Origin of the sequence: Microbispora hainanensis, assembly GCF_006874475.1 — a bacterium.
Taxonomy (GTDB): domain Bacteria; phylum Actinomycetota; class Actinomycetes; order Streptosporangiales; family Streptosporangiaceae; genus Microbispora; species Microbispora hainanensis.
This window is the reverse complement of record NZ_VIRM01000007.1, coordinates 157,375-174,369: the sequence shown is the minus strand read 5'-3', so window position 1 is coordinate 174,369 and position 16,995 is coordinate 157,375. Positions and strand designations below refer to the sequence as shown.

Annotated in this window: 12 protein-coding genes; 8 read left to right on the top strand and 4 right to left on the bottom strand. The window is 69.3% G+C overall.

All coding sequences use genetic code 11. The features are described from left to right. Positions 1-2 precede the first annotated feature (2 nt). Positions 3-407 carry a hypothetical protein gene (locus FLX08_RS08585; RefSeq protein ID WP_142617670.1) on the bottom strand — a complete coding sequence of 135 codons (405 nt, stop codon included), beginning with the start codon at positions 405-407 and terminating at the stop codon, positions 3-5. Positions 408-627: 220 nt separating this feature from the next. On the opposite strand from FLX08_RS08585, the gene FLX08_RS08580 reads away from it, so the two are divergent. Together FLX08_RS08580 and FLX08_RS08575 are read left to right on the top strand one after the other, a co-directional pair. Continuing rightward, positions 628-4,662, top strand: a complete 4,035-nt coding sequence (locus tag FLX08_RS08580) for a ThuA domain-containing protein (protein WP_244312494.1) — start codon at positions 628-630, stop codon at positions 4,660-4,662. Positions 4,663-4,794: 132 nt separating this feature from the next. Then, a complete protein-coding gene (locus FLX08_RS08575) occupies positions 4,795-5,436 on the top strand; it encodes a hypothetical protein (protein WP_208761329.1) in 642 nt (213 codons plus the stop codon). A 120-nt stretch (positions 5,437-5,556) separates the two neighbouring features. Here the strand turns inward: FLX08_RS08575 and FLX08_RS08570 are convergent, their stop codons facing one another. Further along, positions 5,557-6,720: an ROK family transcriptional regulator gene (locus tag FLX08_RS08570; RefSeq protein WP_142617719.1), complete on the bottom strand. Its 1,164-nt coding sequence runs from the start codon at positions 6,718-6,720 to the stop codon at positions 5,557-5,559. Between the two features lie 322 nt (positions 6,721-7,042). On the opposite strand from FLX08_RS08570, the gene FLX08_RS08565 reads away from it, so the two are divergent. Genes FLX08_RS08565 through FLX08_RS08545 form a run of 5 tightly spaced genes read left to right on the top strand, consistent with a single transcriptional unit; the run spans position 7,043 to position 12,473 of the window. Further along, the gene (locus FLX08_RS08565) at positions 7,043-8,488 is read left to right on the top strand and encodes a sugar ABC transporter ATP-binding protein (protein WP_142617668.1); all 1,446 of its coding nucleotides are present in this window, start codon (positions 7,043-7,045) and stop codon (positions 8,486-8,488) included. After that, positions 8,485-9,483, top strand: a complete 999-nt coding sequence (locus FLX08_RS08560; protein WP_142617667.1) for an ABC transporter permease — start codon at positions 8,485-8,487, stop codon at positions 9,481-9,483. Before FLX08_RS08565 ends, FLX08_RS08560 begins: the two co-directional genes overlap by 4 nt. After that, the gene (locus tag FLX08_RS08555) at positions 9,480-10,421 is read left to right on the top strand and encodes an ABC transporter permease (protein WP_142617666.1); all 942 of its coding nucleotides are present in this window, start codon (positions 9,480-9,482) and stop codon (positions 10,419-10,421) included. Before FLX08_RS08560 ends, FLX08_RS08555 begins: the two co-directional genes overlap by 4 nt. Next, the gene (locus FLX08_RS08550) at positions 10,408-11,631 is read left to right on the top strand and encodes an ABC transporter substrate-binding protein (RefSeq protein ID WP_142617665.1); all 1,224 of its coding nucleotides are present in this window, start codon (positions 10,408-10,410) and stop codon (positions 11,629-11,631) included. Before FLX08_RS08555 ends, FLX08_RS08550 begins: the two co-directional genes overlap by 14 nt. Before the next feature lie 23 nt (positions 11,632-11,654). Further along, positions 11,655-12,473 (top strand): sugar phosphate isomerase/epimerase family protein, encoded by an 819-nt coding sequence (locus FLX08_RS08545; protein ID WP_244312488.1) that lies wholly within the window; start codon positions 11,655-11,657, stop codon positions 12,471-12,473. 93 nt (positions 12,474-12,566) lie between these two features. Here the strand turns inward: FLX08_RS08545 and FLX08_RS08540 are convergent, their stop codons facing one another. Together FLX08_RS08540 and FLX08_RS08535 are read right to left on the bottom strand one after the other, a co-directional pair. After that, positions 12,567-13,961 carry a lectin gene (locus tag FLX08_RS08540; protein ID WP_142617663.1) on the bottom strand — a complete coding sequence of 465 codons (1,395 nt, stop codon included), beginning with the start codon at positions 13,959-13,961 and terminating at the stop codon, positions 12,567-12,569. A 216-nt stretch (positions 13,962-14,177) separates the two neighbouring features. Continuing rightward, entirely contained in the window at positions 14,178-15,845 is a 1,668-nt protein-coding gene (locus FLX08_RS08535; RefSeq protein ID WP_142617662.1) for an MBL fold metallo-hydrolase, read from the bottom strand. Positions 15,846-16,128: 283 nt separating this feature from the next. Here FLX08_RS08535 and FLX08_RS08530 point away from each other — a divergent pair, with 283 nt between their 5' ends. After that, complete coding sequence (locus FLX08_RS08530) at positions 16,129-16,806, top strand: winged helix-turn-helix transcriptional regulator (protein ID WP_142617661.1); 678 nt, start codon at positions 16,129-16,131, stop codon at positions 16,804-16,806. Positions 16,807-16,995 lie beyond the last annotated feature (189 nt).

The following is a 16,995-nucleotide window of genomic DNA, read 5'->3' as shown; positions in this document are numbered from 1 at the left end:
CCTCAGAGGCCACCACCGACCCCCTCTATATGGCTGACGACTCCGTGCGCGACGTAGACGTAGATCCTCGTCGGGTCGATCTCTATCGGCACGGGCAGGTTCTTGTCGTCCTGGCGCGAAACGATGATCTCGCAGCTGTGGCGGGCCGCCTTCTCGCGCGCCTCGGCGAGCTCCAAGCCGAGCAGCTCCGCCGTGTCGAAGGCGTTCTCCGCGGGCCTGTACTGGTCGGCACCCCCGTTCTGCCCGGTCTCCACCATCGGGCACTGAAGCGCGGTCAGGTCGCGCCCCTTCGCCTTCGCCTCGCCGGAATCGTCGCTGCATCCCGTCAGGGTGAGTGCTCCGATGATGATCGACATTGTGGCCGCGGCGACGCTGAGAAGTCGCCGGTGAACCCTCTGCCCGCTCATAGCGGGGACGCTAACCGAGGAAACCGTCTGCTTCAAGACAACTAACGCTCATGACGATGGAATCAACGACAGATCGAGGTTGACTTTCTATTTTCTACGGCGAAAGTTCTTGACACATGAAGAAAAGATGCGGACGCTACGTCTGAACCTCGGGCGGTCGAACCACATCGCTCCGGCCGCGGGGCTGGTCGCCGCCGCATAGGGAGAGGAAGTGAGTGGTATGCGGAACGCCGCGCTGCCCGCGCGGAGTGTGAGGCGTTCTCTGATCGCGCTGACCACGGTCGCTCTCGGGGCCCAGATGCTCACCCCGGCGACCACTGCCCAAGCGAAGAGCACCCCCCAGGCTGCTGCCGCCCCTGCGACGAGCACCGGGCCGGCCAACAAAGGTCTCCTTGCGGCTCCTGCCAAGGCGGAAGACGGCAAGAGAGTCCTCATCTATACCGGCACGACCGGATACCGGCACGCCGATGGGATCGACAACGGGCGCCCAGTGGTGCAGGCCGCTCTCGAGGCCGAAGGCTACGAGGTCGACTGGGAGGACTGCGACAACAACGGTGGCGGCGCGAACAACTGCGACAACCCGAACAAGAATCCCCGGATCTTCACCGACGAGAACCTGGCCCGATACAACGCGATCCTGTTCCTGAACGCATCGTGGTCATGGGCCGGCGGCGGCCGGTCCGGACCGCTCCTCGACCAGGCCCAGCGCGATGCGTTGATCCGCTTCACCCAGAACAGCGGCGGAATCGCGGCCGTGCACAACATGACCGACGCCGGCGCCGGCGTCTCCGTGTGGGACTGGTGGGACGGCGGGCCGGACAGCCTCATCGGCACGACGATGACCGCCCACTCGAACGGCTCGGCGACCGGCAACGCCGCGACCGTCCAGGTCGCCGACCACAACCACCTCTCCACCAAAGACCTGCCCGACACCTACCAGATCGCCGACGAGCACTACAACTTCGTCCGCAGCGTCCGGGGCACCCACCATGTGCTCGCGACCTTCGACGAGCGCACCTACAACACGGGCAGCCAGAAAATGGGCCAGGACCACCCCACGACGTGGTGCAAGCTCTACGACGGCGACAGGGTCAAGGACGGCACCGCCACCCCGCGGTCCTACGACGACGGACGGAGCTGGGTGACCTCGCAGGGTCACTTCGGTGTGCGTTACACCGAGAACGGCGGCGACAACCCGCTGGTCAAGCAGATCGTCGGAGGGGTGCGCTGGGTCGCCGGAGAGGGAGACAAGACCGACTGCTCGGGCACCGTCTGGTCGAACTTCACCCGTACGACCCTGGTCGACAACGCCAACGGCCCGATGGCTCTCGACGTGGCGCGGGACGGCAAGCTCTACTGGACCGAGATCGGTCCCGCGACGGGCTACCAGACCCAGGGCTACGTGAAGATGCACGATCCGAAGGGCCCGCCGAACAACTCGACCACGGTCGCGACGATCCCGACGCGCGCCGACCACGGCAACTCCGAAGACGGCGTGCTGGGGATGAGCCTGGAGCCGGGCTTCGACCTGTCGAAGCCGGACAAGCGCGACATCTATGTCTACTACTCCCCGCGCAACCCCGACTGGCCGACCACGGGCAACCAGCAGACGGTCGGCTACAACGTGATCAGCCGCTTCACGCTGAACGAGGCCGGCACCGCGTTCGTGCCCGCACAGGCGGGCGGAGCCGGTGACCCGGCACATCCGTACGATGAGCGGGAGATCCTGCGCGTGCCCAAGGCGAAGATCTCGGGCAACCCGTCAGGCTTCCCGGGCGGCCCCACCGACAACGGCCCCGGCCATGTCGGCGGCGCGGGCCTGGTGTTCGACTCCGAGGGCAACCTCTACCTCGGTGTCGGCGACGACACCTCGCCGAACGCGCCCGGCCACAACCGCTACCCACCGATGGACCATCGCGCCTCCGAGCGCTGGGACGCGCGCAAGACGGCGGCCAACACCGCCGACCTGCGCGGCAAGATCCTGCGCGTCAAGCCGATCGACGACATCCCGAGCGCCCAGGACCCCGGCCTGGACAAGACCTACACGGTTCCCGAGGGCAACATGTTCCCGCCCGGGACCCCGAAGACCCGGCCGGAGATCTACGCGATGGGCTTCCGGCAGCCCTTCACGGTGCACGTCGACCCCGCGCATCCGGGCACGGTCGTCGTCGGCGAATACTGCCACGACAACTCGGTGGACCAGGCCGATCGCGCCCCGGCCGGCACCTGTGAATGGGATCTGGTCGACAAGCCAAGCTTCCAGGGCTGGCCGTTCTGCGTCGGCGACAACTCGAAGACCAACACCACGTGGCGATGGAACTACGAGACCAACTCCTCGACCGGCCAGCAGTACGACTGCTCGCTCGACAAGATCCCGTCCGACCTCACCTGGGCTCCGCCGGGGGGCACGAGCTCGCAGCCCACTTTCCAGGGCCTGGATGAGATCCCCGGCCCCGCCAAGCCGGCGACGATCTGGCGCAAGTACCCCGGCAACCCGGGCAGCCAGGATCCGCTGGCCTTCGGCGACCTGGGCTCCGGTGGCATGCAGCCGGTCACCGGCCCGGTCTACCGATACAAGGACAGCTACGGTCCCGGCGCCTTCCCGCCCTACTACGACGGCTCGTGGCTGATCACCAACCGGGGCGCCGACAACGGGTTCTGGAAGGAGGTCCGCCTGCGGGAGGACAACAACCAGATGCTCCGGGTCAACGACTGGCTGCCGGTCAACCACTTCGGCACGCCGAACAACAGCTTCGTGATCCCGACCAGGTTCGGGCCCGACGGCGCCCTCTACATGGGCCGCTGGACCTTCGGCTGCTGCCGCAACCAGATCAACTCCACGATGAAGATGGAGCTGGTCAAGATCGAGTTCAAGCCCCAGACCACGTGCGCCGAGGACACCCAGGCACCGACGGTGTCGAACCAGATCGAGGGCCGGGCCCACCCCAGCCAGCAGAACACCTATATCGACTCGGCCACGCTCAAGCTCACCGCCAACGACGTCGGTTGTGCCGGGGTGGAGAAGGTCGAGTATCGCGTCAACGGCGGAGAGTGGACCGCCTACGACGCGCCGGTCCCGTTCAAGACCCCGGGGAAGTACACCGTCGACTACCGGGCCACGGATTACTCCGGTAACACCTCCACCTCGCAGAGCGCCGTCTTCACGGTGCTCGACGGCGGCAGGACGCTCCCCACGACGTGCGACATCTACGCCATGGGCACGGCGTGGAGCCCCGACAACTGCGAGATCGCCCGCGGTGGCACCATCACCTGGCACTTCAACGCGCCGGATGCGGCGATGCCGCACGATGTCTGGCTAGTGCCGCCCGGCGGCAACCCGGACCCGAACGGCGGCGACGTCTTCGAGGTCACCAAGGGCGCCGTCTCGCCGGGAGGCCCGCCGGTCTCGTACACCTTGGATCGGGAAGGGACCTGGACGGTCATCTGCAGGCTCCACTCGGGCTTCGACGGCACGAAGTGGATAGGCATGGTCACGACGATCACGGTCGGTGGAGGGGCCGCGGGTGTGTACACCGTCTCCGCCAAGCACAGCGGCAAGTACGTCGCGCCGCAGGACGCCTCGACCGCCGATGACGCCAAGATCGTGCAGATGAGTGCGACGGAGGGCGGCGAGCAGCAGTGGGAGGCCATTCCCTTCACCGCCGGGGCCTACCAGCTCAAGAACGTCAAGAGCGGCAAGTGCCTTGACGTGCCGAGAGGATCGACCGCGACGGGCACCCAGCTCGTCCAGTACGCCTGCCATCCCGACGGACATCAGGACCAGGTCAACCAGAGGTTCTATCTCGTCCCATCCGGAGACGCCTACCAGGTCAGTTCGGCGGTGAGCGGCCTGTGCCTCGACATCAACGGCAGATCCACGGCCGACGGCGCCGCGTTGATCCAGTGGACCTGCAGCAACGACGACAACCAGCGGTTCGCCTTCACTCCGGTGTCCTCCTCTCCCGGCGTCCCGCTGACCGTGACCGCCTCGTCCCGCTGCGTGGGCACGTCGGCGTACGTGGCGGTGACGGCGGTCAACGACTCCGACGTTCCGGCGACGATCACGCTGACCACCCCGTACGGCTCGAAGACCGTGGCCGACGTGGCCCCGGGCAAGCAGGCGTACCAGTCCTTCAACGCGCGTGCCGGGCAGATCGGCGCGGGCAAGGCGACTGTCGAGGGGACCGCGACGATCGACGGCAAGCAGGTCACCTCGACCTACGACGCCGCCTACAACGCGATCAGCTGCGCCTGACCGCCGCACTGAACAATCCGCACTGAACAATCCGCACTGAACAATCCACGCTGAACAGTACTGACCGGGGCCGGCCGGCCCGACGATCGGCCGGCCCCGCACCCCCCGCCTCCCAAAAGATGGAGTCATCACGTGAAGACCAAGAAAGCCGCCCAGATGCTGGCTGCGTCGGTGCTCGGCCTGGCGCTTTCGGGTGTGGTCGGTCCCGCGATGGCGGCCGACGGACCCGGCGACGGCTCTGGCGACGGCATCGACGTGTCGGTGAACATCGAGCCCACCACCACGCCCGGACAGCTGTCGATGACGGTGGCCGACAACAGCGGGGTGTCGCTGGAGGAGAACGGATCGGACGCCGCCGCCCGCCAGTTCACCGGCACCCTGCCCACCGTGACCGTGACCGACACCCGCACCCCCGAGGAGATCCCCGACGGCGAATACTGGGCGGTCGTCGGCCAGGCCGGCCAGTTCGTCGCGGCCGACGACCCGGGCAAGACCATCGGCCCGGAATACCTGGGGTGGAAGCCTCGCCTGCTGAGCGACTCCTCCACCGGTGCGGTGGCGGCCGGTGAGCCGGTCTCCAGCGTCATCTCCGATGGCAGCGAGGCTCCGGCCGTGGGCCTGGCGGGCCAGGAGCTGCTCGTGTCGATCGCGAACTCCGCGGAGGAGATCGGCACTTCGGAGGTCAACGCCGATCTGGCCCTGCGCACTCCGGTCGACGTCGCCGCCGGCGAATACCACTCCACCATCACCCTGTCGCTTTTCAACCAGTCCTGAACCGGCGCCTGGAGCAGAAAGGAAACGGACCACCCCTTCGCCGAAGGGGTGGTCCGGATATTCCGGGGAACGCGTCCGGCTCCTGTAGCGGCGGAATACAAGACATTGATTTGACAGAAGTCACGTGGTAAATGACCGGTCGACGGTTTCCGGATCCAGGATGCGCTCGATGACCATGACAGCGGCGCCGGTGACGCCCGCCCGGTCACCGAGTTTGCTCGCACGGATGCTGAGACTCTGGGTGGCCAGTGGCAACGAGCGGCCGTAAATCATTTCGCGGACGCCCGCCAAAAGGTGATCGCCCGCTTCGACCAGGTCGCCGCCGATCACGATCATGGTGGGGTTGAAGAAGTTGACGATCGAGGCGAGCGCGCTGCCGACCTCTCTGCCGCCCTGCCGGACGAGGCGGATGGCAAGGGGATTGCCTTCCTTGGTGAGACGGACGACATCCCGGCCGTCGGCGACGTCAAGCCCCGCGTCGCGGAGGCGGGCGGCCAGGGCCGCGCCGCCGGCCACGGCCTCCAGGCAGCCGGCGTAGCCGCAGCGGCACTGCACCTGGTCGATGGTGGGTATGCGAATGTGGCCGATATCCCCCGCAGCGCCTCGGGCGCCGCGATGCAGCCGGCGTCCGGCGATGATGCCACAGCCGATGCCGGTGCCCGCCTTGACGAAGATCAGATGCTCGACCTCGGGGTGGACGGCCCAGTGCTCGCCCAGCGTCATGATGTTCACGTCGTTGTCGACGAGCACCGGAACGCCGAGCCGCTCGCCGAGCCAGCCGGGTACGGGGAAGCCGTCCCAGCCCGGCATGATCGGTGGGCTGACCGCCGTGCCGCTCGCGTGGTCCACAGGGCCGGGGAGGCCGACGCCGACTCCGCACACGTCCGACGCCGGGCGGCCGCACTCGGCGAGCAGTTCGCGGAAGGTGTCGAGAACCCAGCCCAACGTCGGCTCAGGTCCGCGGTCGATGGGCAGGTCGGCGGCACGTTCCGCCAGGACCGCTCCACCCAGGTCGCTGGCGGCGATCCTGGCGTGGGTGACGCCGAGGTCGGCGGCGAGCACGATGCGGGCCGCACGGTGGAAGGAGAAGGCGGTGGCGGGCCTGCCGCCCGATGGGGTCGTGTCCTCGGCGGGCAGGATCAGGCGCTGGTGCAGCAGAGCGTCGATCCGCTGGGACACCGCGCTTCTTGACAGACCAGTGAGCTGGACCAGCTCAGCGCGGGTACGCGCCCGCCCGTCACGCAGGATCGACAGGAGTGCTCCCGCTCCGGTCCCGCCGGGCATGCCCTGAGCCACTGGCGCTCCTTACTACTCGACGTTTCCTTATGTTTTACCCTATGCCCCTTTTGCTTGACCAAAGTCATAAGTCGTGTATACGCTCACGGCACTATGTAGCGGCGCACCTAAAGTTCTGACACTCTCAGACAGGGTGCCGGGCCGGGAGCGAGTTTATGACCTGTATTAACGGCGTGCCCGAGCCGAGAATCCAGAGAGCCCGGCAGTGCGGCATTGGCCGGGCCCTTGCTTACTTCGCCTCCGCGGGTGACCACCCCACGCGAATCCGTGAGGCCTTTCTCTCTTCCGTTCCCGCGGCGGAGTAGACCCGATGCTGACCATGACGGGCATCGGCAAGAGCTTCTTCGGCGTCCGGGTGTTGTCCGGCGTCGACCTTGCGGTCGCGCCGGGCGAGGTCCACGCGATCGTGGGGGAGAACGGAGCGGGCAAGTCCACGCTCATGAAGATCCTCGCCGGAGTCCACCAACACGACGAGGGAACGATCGAGATCGACGGCCGGCGCGTATCGTTCGGCCATCCGCTGGACGCCCAGCGCGCCGGCGTGGCGATCATCTACCAGGAGTTCAACCTGCTGCCCGAGCGGACCGTGTCCGAGAACGTCTTCCTCGGCAGGGAACCGATACGGCGCGGCCTGGTCGACCGGACCGCGATGGACACCGCGACCGCCCGGCTGCTCGCCGAACTGGGTGAGGACTCCTTCGGCCCCCGGCAGCCGGTCAAGCGCCTGTCGGTCGCTCAGCAGCAGGTCGTGGAGATCGTCAAGGCGCTGTCGCTCGATGCCCGGATCGTGGTGATGGACGAGCCCACCGCCGCGCTCGCCGAGCACGAAGTGGAACTGCTCTACCGGCTGGTGCGGCGCCTGCAGGAGCGAGGCATCGCCGTGCTCTACATCTCTCACCGGCTGCGCGAGGTGTTCGACCTCAGCGATCACGTGACGGTCATCAAGGACGGCAGGCTGGTCACCACGGTCGCCACCGAGGACGTCACCTCCGAGGACCTGGTCCGCCTCATGGTCGGGCGCGATCTGAACGGTTACTTCCCGCCACGCTCCACCTCGGTCGGGGAGACACGGCTCCAGGTCACCGGTGGCGGCACCGACCGGCTGCACGACATCGACCTGAAGCTGAACGCGGGAGAGATCGTCGGCATCGCCGGGCTGCAGGGATCCGGCCGATCGGAGCTGGCCAAGGCCCTGTTCGGCGCCGAGCCGTTCACCCGGGGCGAGATGACGCCGGTGCGCCCGCGCTCGGTCCGCCAGGCGATCCGTGCCGGCATCGGCCTGGTGACCGAGGACCGCAAGAGCGAGGGCCTGGCCCTGCGCCAGTCGGTGCGCGACAACGCCCTTCTCGTGACCCGCGCGATAGGCCGCGGCGCTCGCCGCAGCGGGGTGCGGGACCTGCTGGAACGTGTACGGCTCACGCCGCCCCGCGAGGAGCAGGAGGTTCGCTACCTGTCCGGTGGCAACCAGCAGAAGGTCGTGCTCGCCAAGTGGATGACCGTCGCCCCCAAGGTGCTCCTGTTCGACGAGCCCACCCGGGGGGTCGACGTGGGCGCCAAGGCGGCGATCCACGACCTGATGCGCGAGCTGGCCGAAGACGGCATGGCGATCATGATGATCTCCTCCGAGCTGCCCGAGCTGATCGGCATGAGCGACCGCATCGTCGTGCTCCGGGAGGGCCGCATCGCGGGCACCCTTCCCGCGGGCTCCTCAGAGGAGGCCATCATGAGCCTGGCCGCGGGCGAGGTGTCCGCATGACCCCGAACGTGCTCGCCGGCAGCAGGACCAGGTTCGCGGCGCTGGCGAACCCCACGAGTGTCGTCTTCCTGGCACTGGCCGGCGTGATCCTCGTGGGCTGGGCGCTGGTGGCCGTGGACGGTGGCCAGTTCCTCACGATGGAGACCGTCGTCGGGGTGCAGCAGCGCTCGGCCGCGCTCGGGATCGTCGCGGTAGGCCAGACGCTGGCCATCATGGCGGGATCCCTCGACCTGTCGGTCGCCTATCTGATCAGCCTCACCTCGCTGGTCGCGGCGGTGACCATGGCGGGCCAGGACTCCAACATCGTGCTCGCGGTCGGCGCCGTCATGGGAGTGAGCGCACTGGTCGGGCTGGTCAACGGCCTGATGATCAGCAAGTTGCGCGTGCACGCGTTCATCGCCACCCTCGGCGTCTCACTGATCATCAAGGGCATCCTGAGCGACCTCTACGACGGCCCGGCCGGCCGGGTGCCGGAGTCCTTCCAGCACCTTGGCTACGACCGGCTGGGCCCCGTTCCCGTCTCGGCGTTGCTCTGGGCCGCGGTCGCGCTCGTCGCCTGGTTCCTGCTCAGACGGACCAAATACGGCTACCGGGTGTACGCCGTCGGCGGTGACGTCGAGGTCGCCAGGTTGTCCGGCATCCGCACCGACCGGGTGATCGTCGTCACGCACGTGCTGTGCTCACTCTGTGCCGGCATCGCGGGACTGCTGCTGGCCAGCAGGCTCGGCGCCGGAGCCCCGACCGTGGGAACCGACGGCGGATACGACCTCGAGTCCATCGCCGCCGTCGTCCTCGGCGGCACCGCGCTGGCCGGGGGCAGAGGCGGGGTCGCGGGCACCGTGGGCGGCGTGCTGCTGCTCGCCGTCCTGGACAGCGTGTTCAACCAACTGGAAGTGAACTCCTTCTTCAAGGACGTCGTGCGAGGCGTGGTGATCGTCGTCGCCGTCGCCGTTTACGCCCGCCGTACGGGCCTGGCCGGAAGGAGGCGGACGTGAGGCGTGCGCTGCCGATTCTCGTGGTGCTGGCGGTGCTGCTGGCCGCCATCGCGATCGTCAACCCGTTCTTCATCGAGCCTGCCGGGTTCCTCTCCTTCGTCAGGCGCGCCGCGCCGCTGGTCATCCTCGCCGCCGGGCAGTACCTGGTGATCGTCGCCGGCGAGTTCGACCTGTCGGTCGGATCGCTGGTGACCGTCGAGGTGGTCGTCGCCGCCCGCCTGATCGACGGGGACGAGGCGGCGACCTGGCCGGTGCTGGCCCTGCTGATCGTTCTCGGCCTGGTCGTCGGTCTGGTCAACGGTGCGGTGACGACCCTCCTCCGCGTGCCGTCGTTCATCACCACGCTCGGCATGATGCTCGTGCTGTCCGGCGCGGTCTTCCTGTGGACGGGCGGCGCGCCGCGCGGCGCGCTCTCCCAGGCCTTCCGCATGTTCGGCAGGCAGACCGGCTGGGCCGTGCTCATCCTCGTGGTCGTCGCGGTCGCGGCCGTGGTGCTGATGCGGGCGAACTTCGGCAGGACGCTCATCGCCGTCGGCGACAACGAGCGCGCGGCCGCCCTGTCCGGCGTACGGGTCACCAGGGTGAGGATCATCGCCTTCACTCTCTCCGGCCTGTCCGCCGCGGTGGCCGGAATCCTGCTCGGCGGGTTCGCCGGAGTGTCCGCCCAGGTCGGCCAGGGACTGGAATTCCAGGCGATCACCGCGGTCGTCCTGGGCGGCGTCGTCCTCGGCGGCGGCCGCGGCACGGTCGTCGCCGCGATGGCCGGGGCGTTCACCCTGGAGGCCTTGTTCACCCTGCTCAACCTGTACGGCGTCTCCGGGGCGCTGAAGTTCACCGTGCAGGGCGTCATCCTCATCGCCGCCGTAGCGGCCGGAGCCATCCGTCTTCCCTTCCTCGACGCCCCGAAAGTAAAAGGAGACGCCCATGCGGTTTCGTAGACCGCTCATCCTCGCCGCCGCGGCTCTGACGGTGTTCGCCGTCGGCGGCTGCACCAGCGACAAGCCCAGCACCACAACAGCCGCCGACACGGGCGCCGGCGCCGCGCAGACCGCGGCCGCTTCGACGGCGCCGGCCTCGGGAACCGGGGAGCAGTCCAAGTTCTTCGTCCAGGCCGACTACGACGCTCAGCTCGCGATGCGCTCGCAGACGGCGGAGGGACCGGCGGACAAGCCCTGGGAGCAGGCCATCGCGCCGCAGATGGTGTCCACCGCCGAGTACAAGAAGGACGGGCCCTACCACCTGTGCTTCTCCAACGCGGCGGTCGACAATCCCTGGCGGCAGGTCGGCTGGAAGACCATGCAGGCCGAGGTGGCGTTGCACAAGGAGATCTCCGAGCTCACCGCCCTCGACGCCGAGGGCAAGGACGACAAGCAGATCTCCGACATCTCCGAGCTGCAGGCCAAGGGCTGCGACGCGTTGATCGTCTCGCCCAACACCACGGCGACGCTCACTCCGGCCGTCAAGGGCGCCTGCGGCAAGGTCCCGGTCATCGTCTTCGACCGGGGCGTGGAGACCGACTGCCCGGTGACGTTCATCAAGCCCATCGGCGGCTACGCGTTCGGCGCCGACGCGGCCGAGTTCCTCGTGGAGAAGGTGCCTGCGGGCGGGAAGATCCTGGCGCTGCGCATCAGCCCCGGGGTGGACGTGCTGGAAACCCGCTGGTCGGCGGCGAAGGTCGCCTTCGACGCCAGCGGCCTCCAGGTCGTCGGTGTGGAGTTCACCGACGGCGACGCGGCCAAGGCCAAGGGCATCGTCAACGACTACATCCAGCGGCACGGCAAGCTCGACGGCGTCTGGATGGACTCGGGAGCCACCTCCGTGGCCGTCGCCGAGGCGTTCGAGGACGCCGGCATGCCCGTCCCGCCGATGACCGGGGAAGACCAGCAGGACTTCCTGCGCAAGTGGAAGGACGACGGCCTCACCGCCGTCGCTCCCACGTACCCCACCTATCAGTGGCGCACACCGATCATCGCCGCCCTGAAGATCCTCAAGGGTGAGGAGGTGCCGAAGACGTGGAACCTGCCGCAGCCCAAGATCACGGCGGAGAACCTCGACCGCTACCTGCAGCCGAACATGCCGCCGCTGCACTACGCGTTGTGCGGCTGCGAGGGGATGCCGGGATTCCCCGAGAAGTGGGGCGGTAAGTAGGGGTGAGCGCGTTCCCTCTCGGAGTGAACACGTGGGTGTGGGTCTCGCCGCTGACGGACGACGATCTCGCGTCCCTGGTGCCCCGGGTCGCGGCCTGGGGGTTCGACGTCATCGAGCTGCCGGTGGAGCGGCCCGGCGACTGGGATCCTCACAAGGCCGCGGCGCTGCTGGCCGAGCACGGGCTGAAGGCATCGGTGGTGCTGGTCATGCCGCCGGGGCGGGAGCTCGTGGCGGCCACGGCCGGGGTCGTCGAGGAGACCCAGGACTACCTGCGGCACTGCGTGGACGTGGCGGCGGCCGTGGGCTCCCCCGTGATCGGCGGGCCCGCCTACGCCTCCGTCGGCAGGACCTGGCGGATGTCGGACGACGAGCGCCGGACGATCTACGCCGAGCTCCGGAACAACCTGCAACCCGTGGCCGACTACGCGGGCGAGCGCGGTGTGACCATCGCGGTCGAGCCGCTCAACCGTTATGAGACCAGCCTGCTCAACACCGTCGAGCAGGCTCTCGAGGCATTGCCCGGCGGATGCGGCCTGGCGCTCGACGTCTATCACATGAACATCGAGGAGAAGGATCCGGCGCAGGCCGTACGCGCCGCGGCCGGCCGGATCGCGCATGTGCAGGTCTGCGGAACGGATCGGGGCACACCAGGCGCCGACCGCTTCGACTGGCCCGCCTTCACCCAGGCTCTGCGTGAAGCGGGCTATGCGGGCCCCCTCGTTATCGAATCCTTCACCGCCCACAACCAGACGATCGCCACCGCGGCCTCCATCTGGAGGCCGCTCGCACCGAGCCAGGACTCCCTCGCCGTGGACGGTCTGGCCTTCCTCAGGTCGCTGTAGCCGGCCCCGCGGTTCCCCGCCGACGGCGGGGAACCGCGGGACCCAAGCACGTACGTCACCGGGACCGCGCTGGTCGCCGACAGCGCCGGAGCCTCAGCCGCGGGTCCAGCGCTGGTTCGCGCCGCCGTTGCAGGTCCACGTCTGCACCTTGGCGCCGTTGGCCGTCTGGTTGCCGTTCACGTCCAGGCACAGGCCGGACTGGACGCCGACGACGGTGCCGGTGGAGTTGACCGTCCACTTCTGGTTGGCGCCGCCGTTGCAGTCCCAGATGCCCACCGTCCCGCCCGCCGTGGTCCGCTGGTCGAACACGTCCAGGCACTTCGTCCCGCCGAACGTGCGCAACTCCCCGGAGGAGGTGAGGGACCACTTCTGGTTGGCGCCGCCGTGGCAGTCGTAGATCTGCACGGTCGAGCCGTTGGTCGCGGCGCCGCCGGCGACGTCGAGGCAGCGCCCCGACTGGGCGCCGACGAGCGTGAAGCTCTGCGGGGCCTGCGGGGCCGCCCAGGTGCCGGTCTCCGCGTCGATGGTCCAGGAGTCGTAGAACGCGTTCATCGAGGCGGTGGAGCCGCTGATCGTGAGCGGCAGCCACACGGGCGTCGAGCTGTTGAGGTCGTTCGGGTTCCACCGGTCGCCGACGTAGAGGTACGTGGTGCCCGACGAACCTGTCACCGGCACGACGGAGGAGGTCTGGGAGTCGAACGTGCGGCTGCCGGAGGGGGCGAACGTGGTGAATCCGCTCCACGGCCCGGACAGGGAGGTCGCGGTGGCGTAGGCGTTGTCGTTGGTGGACCAGCCGGTCAGGTGCGAGGCGAACAGGAAGTATCGTCCGTTCACCTTGACCATCGCCGGAGACTCCAGGTCGGCGAGCACCGCCGTCGTGCTCACCGCCTGGGTGTAGTCCGCGGAGAGCCGGTCGACGCGCAGGCCGTGGCTGCGGTCCTCGGTCAGCAGATAGGCCGTGCCGTCGTCGTCCTTGAACAGGCCCAGATCCCGGCTCTCGAATCCCAGCGGACGCGAGGAGCCGCGGTAGGTGTACGGCCCGCACGGCGTCGGGCTGGTGGCCACGCCCGCCCGCGCGTCGCTGTAGGAGGAGTTGTCGATGTGCACCCACATGACGTACTGGCCGGTCGCCGAATTGTAGATCACCTTCGGCCGTTCCACGATCCGCCCGGCGGCGAGGTCGCCGCTGCCCTGGCGGCTCAGCGCGTTGCCCACCCGGGTCCAGGTGGCCAGGTCCGTGGAGGAGTAGCAGGCGACCGCCGTGAACGTGGCGCCGGCGCTCTTGTCCTCGCCCACCATGTAGTACGTCGAGCCGACCTTGAAGAACCCGGCGCCGTGCGCCTGCAGCCGGTTGCCCGCCGTGTCGTACCACATGACGCCGGGATGGAGCGTCACGGCGGCGGCGAACCCCGGGGCGGGCGTGAACAGCCCGGCGATCAGCAGGATGGTCGTGCCGAGCGCCGTGAACCACGCGCGGATGCGTCTCATGGGTGCCTCACCTGGGGGATGGACGGGCGTCACGTGGCCACGGGGGACGGAGTGCCGATCTTCGGCTTCGGGGCTCCCCGGACCCTAGACACGATCCGGCAACGCGATCAAGACCCGGCCCGCCCGCCTGGCGGCCCGTACGCGACGACCTCGGCCCAGGCCGCCCGCCGGGGCCGGAAGAGCCGAAACTTTCACGAGGCGGCGTCGCGACGCCCGTCACCCGGGCGGGTCCAGTTCGAGGCCGGCGCGTGAGGCGTAGTGCATGAACTTGAACGGGTTGAGCAGCTGGGTGCGCGCGACCATCGACTCCAGCAGGCTCTGCCGCAGGCCGGCGAGCTCGGGAGCGCCGGGATGGCTGAGCAGCCCCAGGTCGACGAGGTGCAGGGCCAGCGGATGCTCGCCGCGCCGCGCGAGCTCCAGCCCCGCCGTGGCGAAGGCCGCCGCGCTCCGGCCGCCCAGCAGGTCGAGCGCGGCCGACAGCTCGGCGGAGGTGAACTGCTCGACGCCCTCGCCGCTGTGGTGCCAGTAGCCGGTCCGCAGGCGGTGCACCCGCTGGACGAAGGTGTCGCGGGTGACCAGGTAGGGCATGACCGCCGCGGGATGGTCCCGGAGGACGTCGGGCAGATGGCCGAGCCGCAGGATCTCGGCGAGCGTCAGACCGTCCGAGATCGCGGCGACGGTGATCCGCTCCAGGTCGCGCAGTGCGGCCAGCAGGCCGGGGAACGCCTCGACGGGGAAGTTCTCAGTCAGCGCCGGGTGCCCGTGGACGAGCGTGCGCGGCCGCAGGTCCATGACCGTCCGCATGGCGTCGAACAGGCCCTGCGGGGAGCCCTCCGCGAGGGTCGGCGAGCCGAGATAGGGCATGCACATGTCGCCGACGAAGGCCACGTCCAGGCCCGGGAGGTGGACGACCAGCCCGTCGTCGGTCTCCCCTCCGGCGATCGGGATGAGCGTGACGTCCACTCCGCCGACGGTCAGCTTCTCCACGGCGTTCACCAGCAGGCCGGGGGCGACGTGGGCCTGACGGCCGTGGCCTCGCGGAAGGTAGTAGCCCAGTGGCGGCGGGCCGGAGTTCTGCAGCGCGAGCTCGCGGGGGAAGTTCGCCTGGGCGATGACCACGGCGCCGTCGGCCGTGAGGGCGTCGAGGCCGCCGACATGGTCCAGATGGGCATGCGTGAGGATCACGTGGGTGACGGGCAGCTCGGTGATCTCGCGGAGCGCGCGGAGCGCCGCGGCCGCGTGCCTGGGCGTACTGGCGGCGTCGACGGCTACCACACCCGTGCCGGTGACGACGAAGCCGACGTCGGCGAAGTCGTAGCCCTGCGCGACGTGGACGCCCGGAGCGTGCTCGACCAGGCGCGGGGGGACGAAACGGAACCCGTCCCGGGGATTCGCCCAGTAGTCGGTGATCAGGTGTCCGCCCCGGACGCGGGCCCGCGCGGCGTCCTCAACGCGCCCGAGCAGCTCGTACGCGTGTGACAGCGCCGCGTGGACGGGCCGCATGAAGCCCGGCGGGAACTGGTCCCCGACCATGAGGACGAACTCCAGATCCGCGACCACGGTCTCCGGCCGTCCCGCGCACCCGGGCAGGCCGGCCAGGGAGATCCCGCGGTAGTAGTGGGGGAGCCCGAGGTCCAGCTCGGTGGCGGCGTCGAGCTTGGCGATCGCCGCCTCGGCCTGGCCGTCCAACCGGGACTGGAAGGCGCCGGCGAGCGCCAGCAGCAGCCCCTCGCCCGGCGTCCGTGACGACAGCTCCGCGAAGAACCGGAACCCCTCCGCGTCGAGGCCGGCTGCCGTGAACTGAGCGGCCAGCACGATCCTGACGCGCCGGTCGGCGTCCGGCCACGTGGCGACCCGGGAGAGCGCCGCGATCTCTTCGTTCATCGGGAACCTCCGAGAGAACCCGCGCCGCCGGGGCGCCGGATGAATGCGAGGGCGAGGGCGGCGCCGACCGCCGAGGCGATCATGAACCAGCCGACGTCGTCGTGAGCGCCCATCACGGTTGCGGGCGGCGGGGTCGAGGAGGGCGGGGTCGAGGGGGGCGGGCCGGGAGACGCGCTCGCACCCGCCCGCCTTTTGAGATTGGTCATGACGCACTTCTAAAGTTCTTAGACAAAAAAGTCAAGCGAGTGCGTGATAGTTTCAAGTTGCTTGGTAGGCTGTGGTCATGCGCTCCTATGGTCAGTACTGCTCCGTGGCCAAAGCACTCGACGTCGTCGGAGACCGGTGGACGTTGCTGATCGTGCGCGAGCTCCTGTCCCGTGGCCCGTGCCGCTACACCGACCTGCGGTCCGGGCTGCCGGGGATCGCCACCAACCTTCTCGCCGACCGCCTGCGCGAGCTGGAGGCCGCCGGTCTCGTGGAACGCGAGGACGCTCCGCCGCCGATCGCCACCACCCTGTTCCGGCTCACCGATCGCGGCGCCGATCTGGCGCCGGTGATCGACGCGCTCGGCCGCTGGGGCGTACCCCTGATGCGCGACCACCGGCCCCAGGACGCCTTCCGCGGCCAGTGGCTGCGCCTGCCCGTACGGATGTTCCTCGCCGACCACGAGCCCGACCGGCCCGCGTCGTCGATCCAGATCCACGCCGGAGACCAGAGTGTGGTGATCGACGCCGACGCCGGCCGGGTCTCGATGCGCCTGGGCGCCGACCCGGACGCCGACGCCACCGTCACCGGCCCGCCGCCGCGCGTCCTCGCCCTCCTCAGCGGCGGCCTCGGCCTCGCCGACGCCGAGGAGCAGGGCCTGCGGGTCGCCGGGTCTCGCGAGGCCGTTCTGCGGGTCCTGCCCCGCGCCGCAGCCGCCGCCGGTGACTCCGCACCTGCCGAGGAGACCGGCTTGTAGTCGTCCGCGTACTGGCAGGCGTCGGTGAGCACCCGGACCAAGATCCACGCGACCCGGCCAGGACTGGGCCTTCACGACCGCTGGGGCCGCACGTACGAGGGCAGGCGAATCTGGCATAGAGGCACGTGAACGCTCCCTGAGCGCGGCCGCGTTCAGGGAGCCTTTACGATTCATCCAGGTTGACCCCCT